Origin of the sequence: Citrobacter braakii (assembly GCF_002075345.1) — a bacterium.
Classification (GTDB): domain Bacteria; phylum Pseudomonadota; class Gammaproteobacteria; order Enterobacterales; family Enterobacteriaceae; genus Citrobacter; species Citrobacter braakii.
Genome location: NZ_NAEW01000026.1, coordinates 23,809 through 36,554 on the forward strand (window position 1 = coordinate 23,809; position 12,746 = coordinate 36,554).

At 54.2% G+C, this 12,746-nt stretch carries 11 protein-coding genes; 6 read left to right on the forward strand and 5 right to left on the reverse strand.

What is annotated here, in order from left to right:
- Positions 1 to 2 precede the first annotated feature (2 nt).
- Entirely contained in the window at positions 3 to 1,364 is a 1,362-nt protein-coding gene (gene pabB / locus BZK42_RS25515) for an aminodeoxychorismate synthase component 1 (RefSeq protein WP_080860814.1), read from the reverse strand.
- An 83-nt stretch (positions 1,365 to 1,447) separates the two neighbouring features.
- Between pabB and BZK42_RS25520 the strand changes: the two genes are divergently transcribed.
- Positions 1,448 to 1,627, forward strand: a complete 180-nt coding sequence (locus BZK42_RS25520; protein ID WP_016153388.1) for a YoaH family protein — start codon at positions 1,448 to 1,450, stop codon at positions 1,625 to 1,627.
- Positions 1,628 to 1,633: 6 nt separating this feature from the next.
- Here the strand turns inward: BZK42_RS25520 and BZK42_RS25525 are convergent, their stop codons facing one another.
- On the reverse strand, positions 1,634 to 1,978 hold the full coding sequence (locus tag BZK42_RS25525; protein WP_016153387.1) for a RidA family protein: 345 nt from the start codon (positions 1,976 to 1,978) through the stop codon (positions 1,634 to 1,636).
- A 141-nt stretch (positions 1,979 to 2,119) separates the two neighbouring features.
- Between BZK42_RS25525 and yoaA the strand changes: the two genes are divergently transcribed.
- From yoaA to rnd, 5 genes are all read left to right on the forward strand, one after another.
- Positions 2,120 to 4,030: a DNA repair helicase YoaA gene (gene yoaA / locus BZK42_RS25530; RefSeq protein ID WP_016153386.1), complete on the forward strand. Its 1,911-nt coding sequence runs from the start codon at positions 2,120 to 2,122 to the stop codon at positions 4,028 to 4,030.
- 58 nt (positions 4,031 to 4,088) lie between these two features.
- A complete protein-coding gene (tsaB, locus tag BZK42_RS25535; RefSeq protein ID WP_080860816.1) occupies positions 4,089 to 4,784 on the forward strand; it encodes a tRNA (adenosine(37)-N6)-threonylcarbamoyltransferase complex dimerization subunit type 1 TsaB in 696 nt (231 codons plus the stop codon).
- Between the two features lie 94 nt (positions 4,785 to 4,878).
- The gene (locus BZK42_RS25540) at positions 4,879 to 5,463 is read left to right on the forward strand and encodes a Slp family lipoprotein (protein WP_016153384.1); all 585 of its coding nucleotides are present in this window, start codon (positions 4,879 to 4,881) and stop codon (positions 5,461 to 5,463) included.
- A gap of 204 nt (positions 5,464 to 5,667) precedes the next feature.
- Entirely contained in the window at positions 5,668 to 7,353 is a 1,686-nt protein-coding gene (gene fadD, locus BZK42_RS25550; RefSeq protein WP_131346197.1) for a long-chain-fatty-acid--CoA ligase FadD, read from the forward strand.
- Positions 7,354 to 7,437: 84 nt separating this feature from the next.
- The gene (gene rnd / locus BZK42_RS25555; protein ID WP_047416608.1) at positions 7,438 to 8,553 is read left to right on the forward strand and encodes a ribonuclease D; all 1,116 of its coding nucleotides are present in this window, start codon (positions 7,438 to 7,440) and stop codon (positions 8,551 to 8,553) included.
- Between the two features lie 49 nt (positions 8,554 to 8,602).
- Here the strand turns inward: rnd and BZK42_RS25560 are convergent, their stop codons facing one another.
- From BZK42_RS25560 to BZK42_RS25570, 3 genes are all read right to left on the reverse strand, one after another.
- Complete coding sequence (locus tag BZK42_RS25560) at positions 8,603 to 9,568, reverse strand: PDR/VanB family oxidoreductase (RefSeq protein ID WP_080860817.1); 966 nt, start codon at positions 9,566 to 9,568, stop codon at positions 8,603 to 8,605.
- Positions 9,569 to 9,638: 70 nt separating this feature from the next.
- Positions 9,639 to 10,763: a carnitine monooxygenase, oxygenase subunit YeaW gene (gene yeaW / locus BZK42_RS25565; RefSeq protein ID WP_003833746.1), complete on the reverse strand. Its 1,125-nt coding sequence runs from the start codon at positions 10,761 to 10,763 to the stop codon at positions 9,639 to 9,641.
- 45 nt (positions 10,764 to 10,808) lie between these two features.
- Positions 10,809 to 12,410 (reverse strand): BCCT family transporter, encoded by a 1,602-nt coding sequence (locus BZK42_RS25570; protein ID WP_016153380.1) that lies wholly within the window; start codon positions 12,408 to 12,410, stop codon positions 10,809 to 10,811.
- Positions 12,411 to 12,746: the final 336 nt, after the last annotated feature.

Here is a 12,746-nt window from a genome sequence, read left to right on the forward strand (position 1 = left end):
TGTCAGTTCTCCAGTTGGTGCAAAATACGATTCACTTTATCAAACGTTTCCTGATACTCCGCATCTTCCTGGCTGTCCGCCACAATGCCACCGCCAGCGGAACAATAAATGCGTCCGTTGGTGGCTGTCAGCGTGCGAATGGTGATGCTGGTATCCATATTGCCGCAAAAGCTCAGATAGCCAATGCTACCGCACCAGGCGTTGCGTCTTTGCGGTTCCAGTTCGTCAATAATTTCCATTGCCCGCACTTTTGGAGCACCGGTAATAGAACCGCCGGGGAAGGCGGCGCGCAGCAGGTCAGTGGCGTGCAATGATTCTGGCAGACGCGCGGTAATGGTGCTGACCAAATGATGAACGGCAGGGAACGGTTCGACAACGAACAGTTCCGGAACCTGTACCGAACCGGGTTCGGCAACGCGGCCGATATCATTACGCATTAAATCGACGATCATCAGGTTTTCCGCCTGATCCTTTGGGGAGTTCGCCAGTGATTGAGCCTGTAGACGATCGGCATCGGCATCTTCAAGTCTGGGCAGCGTGCCTTTAATCGGGCGCGTCTGGATGTGCTGGTTTTCCAGCAGAATAAAACGCTCAGGTGAAAGGCTGAGAATCGCCCCTTCCTCAAAACGTAAAAACGCACTGAACGGGGCGCGGTTCACATGGTTGAGACGTACAAACGCCAACCACTCATCGCCTTGATAATGCGCCTGAAAACGCTGGGCAAGATTGACCTGATAGCAATCGCCGCTGTGCAGATAACGCTGCACCTGACGGAACCTTTCACCATACTGCTCGCGGGTCATGTTGGACTGCCACGAGGATGTTAACGAAAACGGTTCGCGCACGGGTATCTGTTGATTTTCCAGCCAACGGCGTCGTGCCTGTACATCGGAGTGGCTAAGTAGCGACACCCTTTGCAACTGATGATCGACAATCAGCGCCCAATCGTAAATGCCAACCGCCATGTCCGGTAGCGTGATATCCTGTTCTGCTTCCGTTGGCAGAGATTCAAAACGACGGCCTAAGTCATAACCGAACAGACCCAATGCGCCTCCCTGGAAGGGAAAATCGGGATTATAATCGGGCTGAATAGTCAGCGATGTCAGCGCCGAACGTAAAACCGTCATCGGATCATCAACCGTTTGCATAGTGCCGTGATGGTCATGCACAACGGTCTCTTCTGCATGTGTGACCAGCGTGGTAATGGGGTCGGCGACCAGAATATCAAAGCGATTATGCGGATGGTCGGCGTGGCCTGAATGCAAAAGCATTGCCCAGGGCTGGTGGCTTAATGTGGCAAAATAGTGCTCAGCGGCGTCCAGACGCCAGGGGAGTGTGATTACAGCGGGAGATAACGTCTTCATCAGTCCTGACTCGTTGCTACTTCACTGGCTATGTGCCGGGTAGCATGAAATAATTAGCGCTAATAATTTAGCAGGAGTTCACCATGATTGCAGGTTTACCTTCACTCACGCACGATCAGCAGCAACAGGCGGTTGAACGCATTCATGAACTGATATCCCAGGGGATGAGCAGTGGCGAGGCGATTACGAAAGTGGCTGCTGAATTACGCGCCAGCCATACCGGCGAGCGGATCGTGGCGCGTTTTGAAGATGAAGACGAATAACGCCGCTTATACCGCAGCGATAATCTTAATTTCAACTTTGTATTTCGGGTTCATTAACCCGGCCTGAACGGTACAACGTACCGGCGCGTGACCAGCAACAACCCATGCGTCCCAGGCTTTGTTCATGGCGGCAAAATCATTTTTGTCCGCCAGGAACAGGGTGGCATCAAGAATACGTGACTTGCTGCTGCCCTGTTTTTCCAGCACCGCATCAATTTGCGCCAGCGTATTTGCCGTTTGCTCAAAGGCGTCGGCATCCAGATTTTCCGGTACGCCGGTGTAATACAACGTGTTGTTGTGGATAACCACGTCGGACCAACGCGCTTCGGCATCAATGCGCACAATCGTCATAAATCATTCCTCATTTACGTTTTTTCATAATGGCTTCGGGTTGCGCCAAGACTGCCATAATGTTGTGTCCACGTCACCTCTTCAACTGGCGAAAGAGCCGCTGGCCTGACATAATCCCTGTTCAAATGAACAGGGGGCAGTGTGACGGACGATTTTGCAGCAGACGGTCAGTTGGCTAAAGCGATACCCGGTTTTAAACCGCGTGAACCACAGCGGCAGATGGCCTTCGCCGTCAGCCATGCTATCGAAAAATCACAGCCGCTTGTTGTCGAAGCCGGAACAGGAACAGGTAAAACCTACGCTTATCTTGCCCCTGCGCTGCGTGCCGGAAAGAAAGTAATTGTCTCCACGGGCTCGAAGGCGTTGCAGGATCAGCTATACAGCCGCGATTTACCCACAGTAGCGAAGGCTCTGGAATTCACGGGTAAACTGGCGCTGCTGAAAGGGCGTTCAAACTATCTGTGTCTTGAGCGTCTCGAACAACAGGCGCTGGCGGGCGGTGACCTGCCGGTACAGACTTTAAGTGACGTCATTCTGCTACGCTCCTGGTCAAATCAAACCCTTGATGGTGACATCAGCACCTGCGTCAGCGTGGCGGAAGACTCTCAGGCCTGGCCGCTGGTGACGAGCACAAACGATAATTGCCTTGGGAGCGACTGCCCGCTGTACAAAGAGTGCTTTGTCGTTAAAGCGCGCAAAAAGGCGATGGATGCAGATGTCGTCGTGGTAAACCACCATCTGTTTCTCGCTGATATGGTGGTAAAAGAGAGTGGGTTTGGCGAGCTGATCCCGGAAGCTGAAGTGATGATCTTCGATGAAGCGCATCAGTTACCGGATATCGCCAGCCAATATTTTGGTCAATCGCTCTCCAGTCGCCAACTGCTGGATCTGGCGAAAGACATCACCATTGCCTATCGCACCGAGCTGAAAGACACTCAACAGCTTCAAAAATGCGCCGACCGACTGGCGCAAAGCGCGCAGGACTTCCGCCTGCAACTGGGCGAGCCGGGCTATCGAGGAAACTTGCGGGAACTGCTGGCCGATCCGCGCGTACAGCGCGCGTTTTTGTTGCTCGATGACACGCTGGAGCTGTGTTACGACGTGGCGAAACTGTCTCTCGGACGTTCCGCCTTGCTGGATGCCGCGTTTGAACGTGCCACGCTTTACCGTGCTCGTCTGAAGCGCCTGAAAGAGATCAACCAGCCAGGTTTCAGCTACTGGTATGAATGTACTTCGCGCCATTTCACCCTTGCGCTGACGCCGCTCACGGTGGCGGATAAATTCAAAGAAGTGATGGAACAGAAGCCGGGCTGCTGGATTTTTACCTCCGCGACGCTGTCGGTAAACGATGACCTTCATCATTTCACCGCGCGGCTGGGTATTGAAGATGCCGAGTCGATGCTGCTGCCAAGTCCATTTGATTACACCCGCCAGGCGCTGCTGTGCGTGCCGCGTAATCTCCCGCAAACCAACCAACCGGGAGCGGCGCGTCAGCTGGCATCCATGCTGCGTCCTATTATCGAAGCGAACAACGGTCGCTGCTTTATGCTGTGTACCTCGCACGCGATGATGCGCGATCTGGCGGAACAATTCCGCGCCACCATGACCCTTCCCGTGCTGCTGCAGGGCGAAACCAGTAAAGGACAACTGTTACAGCAGTTTGTCAGCGCAGGTAATGCGTTACTGGTTGCCACCAGCAGCTTCTGGGAAGGGGTGGACGTGCGTGGCGATACGTTGTCGCTGGTGATTATTGATAAACTGCCGTTCACCTCGCCGGACGATCCGCTGTTAAAAGCGCGGATGGAGGACTGCCGTTTGCGCGGCGGCGATCCGTTTGAAGACGTTCAGTTGCCGGATGCGGTAATCACCCTGAAACAGGGCGTGGGGCGTCTGATTCGTGACGCCGACGACCGCGGGGTGCTGGTGATTTGCGACAACCGTCTGGTGATGCGACCTTACGGTGCCACTTTCCTGGCAAGCCTTCCGCCTGCACCGCGGACACGTGATATTGCTCGCGCTGTTCGTTTTCTTGCCATACCAACGACTGAGTAATTTGTTACGGAGTGTGGTAAGATGCGCGCCAAATTTATTGACCTGATCACAAACACCCATGCGAATTCTGGCTATCGATACCGCCACAGAGGCGTGCTCTGTTGCCCTGTGGAATGACGGTACTACCAAGGCTCATTTCGAGCTTTGCCCACGAGAACACACCCAACGAATTTTACCAATGGTCGAGGAAATCCTGGCTGCTGGCGATCTCACGTTAACCGATATCGACGCTCTGGCGTTTGGTCGCGGTCCTGGCAGTTTCACCGGTGTACGTATTGGGATTGGCATTGCTCAGGGGCTGGCGTTAGGCGCGAATTTACCGATGATCGGCGTTTCCACCCTGGCAACAATGGCGCAGGGTGCCTGGCGTAAGTCGGGCGCGACCCGCGTACTGGCCGCGATCGACGCGCGAATGGGCGAAGTCTATTGGGCCGAATACCTGCGTGATGAGAACGGCAACTGGCACGGTGAAGAAACCGAAGCGGTGCTAACCCCCGAGCAGGTGCATGCGCGTTTACTGCAACTGTCTGGCGAGTGGGTAACGGTCGGAACAGGCTGGCCTGCCTGGCCTGAGCTCGGTAAAGACTGCGGTCTGACGCTGAGCGATGGCGACGTTTTGCTTCCGGCGGCTGAAGATATGCTGCCTGTTGCCACGCAAATGCTGGCTGCCGGTAAGACCGTGGCGGTTGAACATGCGGAACCGGTTTATTTACGTAACACCGTGGCATGGAAGAAACTTCCCGGTAAAGAATGAATCTTAGTAGTACATCCCTGGTTAATTCGCATAGCCGTCAGTGCGCAGCATGGTGAATTGGTCGGGGCAGAAGCTAAGAAAAGGGAGTCGCAATATGGCGGTGCAAAAGCAGTTATTGAAAGGTGTGTTGGCGGGCGCATTCGCGTTAATGCTTAGCGGTTGTGTCACCATCCCGGACGCGATTAAAGGTTCGAGCCCTACGCCGCAGCAGGATTTGGTGCGGGTGATGAATGCGCCACAGCTGTATGTCGGACAGGAAGCGCGTTTCGGCGGTAAAGTGGTGGATATTCAGAACCAGCAGGGGAAATCCCGTCTGGAAATTGCCACTGTTCCTCTTGATAGCGGGGCGCGACCGGTGCTGGGCGAAGCCTCCCGCGGGCGAATTTATGCTGATGTAAATGGCTTCCTCGACCCGGTGGACTTCCGCGGACAACTGGTTACCGTCGTCGGTCCGATTAGCGGTACTGTGGATGGAAAAATCGGTAATACGCCGTATAAATTCATGCTGATGCAGGTAACTGGCTATAAACGCTGGCATATTACTCAGCAAATTGTTATGCCGCCGCAGCCGATCGACCCCTGGTTCTACGGTGCGCGTGGCTGGCCTTACGGTGGCTACGGCGGATGGGGATGGTACAATCCCGGCCCGGCACAGGTTCAGACCATAGTAACTGAGTAACTCTTTGTTTTATGAGTAAAAGAAACAGCGGCTCGTCCGCTGTTTCTGCATTAACGTGGATATAAGAAAAATAAATAGTGACGTGCTTCGCAACCTTGTCGTTGTGTAATAAACAAACTGGTACGCTGAGTTAATATTATGTTAACAGTTTGTTTATTGCCTGGGGTTGTGATGACGACGAATACGCATTTTAGAGGTGATGTATTGAAAAAGGTTTGGCTTAACCGTTATCCCGCTGGTGTTCCTGCGGAGATCAATCCTGACCGTTATCAATCCCTGGTGGAACTCTTTGAACACTCAGTAAGACGGTATGCCGATCAGCCCGCGTTTGTAAACATGGGGGAGGTGATGACCTTCCGCAAGCTTGAAGAGCGTAGCCGGGCATTTGCGGCCTATTTGCAACAGGGACTCGGGCTGAAGAAGGGCGATCGCGTCGCATTGATGATGCCGAACCTGCTGCAATATCCGGTCGCACTGTTTGGGATTTTACGTGCCGGCATGATCGTCGTGAACGTGAACCCGCTGTACACGCCTCGCGAGCTGGAACATCAGCTCAACGACAGCGGCGCGTCGGCGATTGTCATCGTGTCTAACTTTGCCCACACGCTGGAAAAAGTCGTCGACAAAACGTCGGTGCAACACGTGATCCTGACGCGTATGGGGGATCAGCTGTCGACCGCCAAAGGGACGTTGGTTAACTTTGTCGTCAAGTATATCAAGCGTCTGGTGCCGAAATATCACCTGCCGGATGCCATCTCTTTTCGTAGTGCGCTGCAAAACGGTTATCGCATGCAGTATGTGAAGCCCGAAGTGGTGTCGGAAGATCTGGCGTTCCTGCAATATACCGGGGGGACTACCGGTGTGGCGAAGGGGGCGATGCTTACGCACCGTAACATGCTGGCTAACCTTGAGCAGGTTAACGCCACGTATGGCCCGTTGCTGCATCCGGGTAAAGAACTGGTGGTGACGGCCCTACCGCTGTATCACATTTTTGCGCTGACGATGAACTGCCTGCTGTTTATTGAGCTGGGCGGTCAAAACCTGCTGATTACCAACCCGCGTGATATTCCGGGACTGGTAAAAGAGCTGGCGAAGTATCCGTTCACCGCTATGACCGGCGTCAACACGCTGTTTAACGCGCTGCTGAATAACAAAGAGTTCCAACAACTGGACTTCTCGTCACTGCACCTTTCGGCAGGCGGCGGGATGCCGGTTCAACAGGCGGTAGCTGAACGTTGGGTGAAGCTGACCGGTCAGTATCTGCTGGAAGGCTATGGCCTGACGGAGTGTGCCCCTCTGGTGAGCGTCAACCCTCATGATATCGACTACCACAGCGGCAGTATCGGGTTACCGGTTCCTTCCACCGAGGTCAAACTGGTGGATGACGACGATAACGAAGTGCCGCCGGGAGAACCGGGCGAACTGTGCGTGAAAGGTCCGCAAGTGATGCTGGGCTACTGGCAGCGACCAGACGCCACCGACGAAATCGTTAAAGACGGCTGGCTGCACACCGGCGATATTGCGGTGATGGATAATGAAGGCTTCCTGCGTATTGTCGATCGTAAGAAAGATATGATCCTGGTGTCCGGCTTCAACGTCTATCCAAATGAAATTGAAGACGTGGTTATGCAACATCCTGGCGTACAGGAAGTGGCTGCGGTCGGCGTTCCGTCGGGCAGCAGCGGTGAAGCGGTGAAAATTTTCGTGGTGAAGAAAGATGCCTCGTTAACTGATGAGGCGCTTATCACTTTCTGCCGTCGTCACCTGACGGGCTATAAAGTACCGAAGCTGGTGGAGTTTCGCGACGAGTTGCCGAAATCTAACGTCGGTAAAATTTTGCGACGAGAATTACGTGACGAAGCGCGCGCCAAAGTGGACAATAAAGGCTGAGCGTTAAGTCAGCCAGCAGAAAACGCCGGGTAATCCGGCGTTTTTTTTGGCGCAAACCTAAGAGAGCACGATTTGAATTATCAAATGATCACCACGGACGACGCGTTAGCCACGCTGTGCGAAGCCGTCCGTGAATTTCCGGCGATAGCCCTGGATACCGAATTTGTTCGCACACGTACCTATTATCCGCAGTTGGGGCTGATCCAGCTGTTTGATGGCAAACACGTTGCTCTGATTGATCCGCTAGGGATCACCGACTGGTCGCCCCTGCGCGATATTCTGCGTGATACCACCATCACCAAATTCCTGCATGCGGGAAGTGAAGACCTGGAAGTGTTTCTCAACGCTTTTGGCGAACTTCCGCAGCCGTTAATTGACACACAAATCCTGGCTGCGTTTTGCGGTCGTCCGCTGTCGTGGGGCTTCGCCTCGATGGTGGAAGAGTTTACGGGGGTGGCGCTCGACAAAAGTGAATCGCGTACCGACTGGCTGGCCAGACCGCTGACCGAGCGTCAGTGCGAATACGCGGCGGCTGACGTCTGGTATCTGTTACCGATCACCACAAAACTGATGGCTGAAACCGAAGCCAGCGGCTGGCTGCCAGCCGCGCTGGACGAATGCCGCTTAATGCAACAGCGTCGCCAGGAGATTCTGGCGCCAGAAGACGCCTGGCGTGACATCACCAACGCATGGCAACTGCGCACCCGTCAGCTAGCCTGCCTGCAACTGCTTGCTGACTGGCGACTGCGTAAAGCACGCGAGCGCGATCTGGCGGTAAACTTCGTGGTGCGTGAAGAGCACCTGTGGGCGGTGGCGCGTTATATGCCGGGCAGCCTGGGTGAACTGGATAGCCTGGGTCTTTCCGGGAGTGAAATTCGTTTCCACGGTAAAACGCTGATCGCCCTGGTAGAAAAGGCACAGGCTTTACCGGAAGAGTCGCTGCCGCAGCCGCTGCTGAATTTGATGGATATGCCAGGGTATCGCAAGGCGTTCAAAGCCATCAAAGCGCTGGTTGCCGAGGTGAGTGCGGAACATAATCTCAGCGTCGAACTTCTTGCTTCGCGTCGCCAGATCAACCAGTTGCTCAACTGGCACTGGAAATTAAAGCCGCAGCAATCCCTGCCAGAGCTGGTTTCCGGCTGGCGTGGCGAATTGATGTCCGATCGCCTCAACGCGCTGCTGCAGGAATACCCGCAGTAAGTCACCAGGCTCGCCGGGTCGCGCGTTTGCTGACCCGGCCTGCGCAACGCTACAGATCGAGCACCAGGCGCTTACCTTTGGCGCGCGAGCAGCAGATGAGCATGCTTTGCTGGCTGGCTTTTTCGTCGTCGCTGAAATACTGATCGCGGTGATCCGCTTCCCCTTCGAGAATCGTCGTTTCGCAGGTGCCGCAAACACCTTCCCGGCACAGGCACTCAACCCGGGCGGCTTTGTTATTTTCGATAACCTGCAAAATGGTCATCTCTTCCGGGACCACAAACTCGCGCCCGGAACGCGCCAGCACCAGGGTGAAGGCGTCGCCGCCTTTCTCTTCCACGGCAAATTGTTCGAAATGTAGCGTATTGCTGTCCAGCCCAAGGCGGGAAGCCGCTTCTCTGACAGCATCGTTGAGCACCGCAGGGCCACAGGTGTAGATATGCGTGCCGGGTTCAACATCAGCCAGCAGACGGGCTAAATCGAGGCGGGTGCCTGCGTTCGACAGGTGCAGATGAATGCGATCGGCGCTGGGGTGTTGCATGAGTTCGTCATGAAACGCACAGGTCTCCTGGCTGGGAGAGCAATAGTGCAGTTGCCATTGCGTCTGAGATTGTTCCAGCTCCGGGAGTTGCGATAAAAACGGTGTGATGCCGATACCTCCGGCAATCAACAGATGTTTTTGTGCCTGAGGGGCGAGGGCGAAGAGATTGTTTGGTGTGGAGATCGTGAGCGTGTCGCCGGGCTTCACGTTTTGATGCAGGTATCGTGAGCCGCCTTTGGACGCTTCCTCCAGGCGTACGGCGATTTTATAGGCGCGCGTATCGCGTGGTGAACTCATCAGCGAGTACGCATTGCTGTACAGGTTCTCGCCATCGCGCATCTGTACGATAATATGACTGCCACCCTGAAACGCAGGCAACGACTCGCCTGTGGTCGCCGTTAAGGTGAAGCATTTTACCTGCGCGGTAATCGTCTCAATCCGGCTGACCCGGACTTCTTGCATTTGATAATCAGACATTGCGGCCTCCCTAAAAAATCTGTCCGACGCGCCTCAGCGACGCGCCGGAACCTGTCGTAACAGCCCCGGGTTATTCCTGAAAAACCTGGGCGACCAGATTATGGAAATGGGCAATGCCATGCTCGGAGATGCCGCTGCCGCTGGTGTCCGCCATAATGCGTCCCTGGCCGCGATACCCGCGCGATTTCAGCCCTTTTTGTACGCTTTCAACCAGACGTAAATCTTCAGGACGAAAGACGTTGCGATACCATTCGATCAGTTGTTTCTGCTCTTCGGTCAGCTCTTCGTTGGTGAAGTAGATGTCATAGTTTTGCAGCGTGGTTTCCGCATCTACCGGGAATTCGTAGATAACGGTCATCATGCCTTTGATTGGCGTCACGTTGAGCATGGTGCACGGCCACAGCCAGAAACCGTGGAAGGCGGCATCAACCCCTTCTTCGAACTTAAATGACTGCTCTGAAGGTTTGGCGAAACCGTATTGCAGCGTCCAGTTGCCGTGCATGGTATGCCAGTAACGGTCAACCTGGACCGAGTCGGAAAAACCTGGATGGGCCGGACCGCAGTGGTAGCACTCCAGATAGTTATCGACAATATTCTTCCAGTTGGCTGGGGTACGAGTCGTAAAGCGCGCAGCAAGTTTCAGGTCATGCACGTCTGGGCAGGCTTCGATAACTTTGTCTGCAAGACCAGGGAGTTGTTCTTCCACGCTGCCCGCATTCGGATCCATGTTAATAAACACGAATCCGGCATATTCTTCCAGGCGTACCGGTGTAAGGTGCGCTTTTTCGCTGTCGAAGTTGGCGACGTTTTCGCAGTTACGCGCATGCGCCAGATTGCCGTCAAGTTTGAACGCCCATGCGTGGTAAGGGCAGGTAATCACATTTTTCGCTTTCCCCTCGCCGCTCAACAGCTGATGACCGCGATGCGGGCAGACGTTGTAGAAGGCCCGCAGCACGTTATCGCGCCCACGTACCAGCACGATATTCTCGCCAATCACTTCTCGGGTAACATAATCATTGGGTTTCGCCAGTTCGCTACTGTGGGCGACGCAAATCCAGCTTTTAGCGAACACCTTTTCTTGTTCGTGTTCGAAAGCCTGATGGTCGGTATAAAACCGGGCCGGGATAGTCCAGGCATCCTGCGGGTTGGCACAGAAATTTTGCGGCAGAATAAACTCAGGGCTCAGATTGCTCATTGGAATACCTTTAATTTGTGAGTAAGAGGATTTTTGTACTGGCGCTTAATTGTCGCCTTTGAGTAGTGTCCCGGCCGGTGGCGCGACCGGGACGTCAACTGGCGCTTCGGGAATATGACTTTCAATTTGATGCGCAGGAACGTGGGCATAGTCCTGCCGTACCCAGCGCAGAAAACCGCCAACCTTCACCAACAGGATGGCGAGGAATGGAAGAGCGGTCAGAACCACTGTGGTCTTCATGGTTTCCAGTGACGCGCCGGTGAACAAAATCGATAATGGGATCAGGGTGATAACCACGCACCAGAACAGACGAAGACTGCGCTGCGGATCTTCCCCTTCCTGCAGGTTGCGCGTGCTGGTGGCCGCCATGGTGTAGGCCACAGCATCCATGTGTGAGGCGAGGAATATAATCATGATCGCCAGATACGCCACCAGAAACAGTTTCCCGGCAGGCAACGACATCAACACTTGCTGTACGGCCGTCTCACCGCCCAGCGTCGCCATAACCTGCGGTACGTCGATCACGCCGTTCACAAACTGGTGAATGGAGTAGCTTTCCATCACGCCAAAGAAGAACCAGCAGCCAACAGTGCTACCGAGGATTAATGCCCAGATAACCTCTTTGATTTTGCGACCACGAGATACGCGAGTGACAAACATTGCCACGCCCGGCGTGTAGGAGATCCACCACAGCCAGTAGAACACCGTCCAGTTACGGGTGAACTCACCGTTGCCAAGCGGGTCGGTGAAGAGGCTCATTTGCAAAAAGTTTTGTGTCGTCAGGCCGATGGCGTTGATGATGTTGTTGGTGATGAACTCGGTCGGGCCGACGATCAGCACCAGCAGCGGCAGTAAAAATGCCCCCCAGCCGACCATTTTGCTCAGACGTTGCAAACCGTTATTGATGCCAATCCAGGAGCTCAGGCAGAAAATGCCGCCAGAGAACAGGATCACAAACGCCTGCACCGTGAAGTTATCCGGTAACCCCGTCAGGGCAGACAAACCGCGGGTAAAGGTGGCGGCGGTGACAACCAGAGAGATGGTTAACGCGCCAACTGTCGCGATCAGGAACATCAGGTCAACCAGGCGACCCCAGACACCCTGCGGATGCACGCCGGTAATGGCGGCGATAATCCCGGACAGGCTCAGTCCTTTGTTTTTACGCACATGGAAGTGGTAGGCCATGGTTAATGAGGCCAACGTGTAGGTCGCCCATGCGCTGATCCCCCAATGGAAAAAGGAATAGGGCAGGCTGTATTCCAGCGCTTTTTGCGAGTGCGGCGCGATATTCAGACCCGGGGTCTGGTAATAATAGGCCCACTCAGCAACGCCCCAGTAGAGCGTGGAGGAGCCTAATCCGGCGCATATAAACATAAACAGCCAGGAGAGCGTGCTGTATTCCGCTTTACCTTCTCCCAGACGGATGTTGCCGTATTTGCTGGTAGCCAGCCAGACGACCAGACCCATAGCCATCAGAACGAGGATCTGCACGGCGGAACCCAGCATCCGGGTAACGCCGTTAAAAAGGGTATTTGCGACTTGTGCAGACTGCTGAGGGAAGAGACTAAGTGTGGCGGCGATGAAAAGAATAGCCACCAGGCTGATGGCTATCAGCGGCATGTCTTTTTTCTTGACGTTGCTCAACATGGGATCTCCTGGGCACAGTTGCCCGCGTATGGCATTAGCCTGTCGTTGTTATCATGCTGTAGGGGTAGAATGAGTTACTTTATATTTAACAATTTTATTATTTGTTCTTTACATGAATTAAACAATTGCTCGATGCGTGAAGCAATAAAACACGGAACGGAAATAATAAAAGGTGAATTAGCGCAGGTTATTGGCTCCACAAAACGCATAATAAATATCCTCCGGCATAGCCGGAGGTTTTTCGGATGCGCCTATAAGGCTCTGTTACCAGCCGCGCCCTAACAGGCGCATACGATCTGACATTTGCATCAGACTTCGTTACTTACGGCCCGTAAA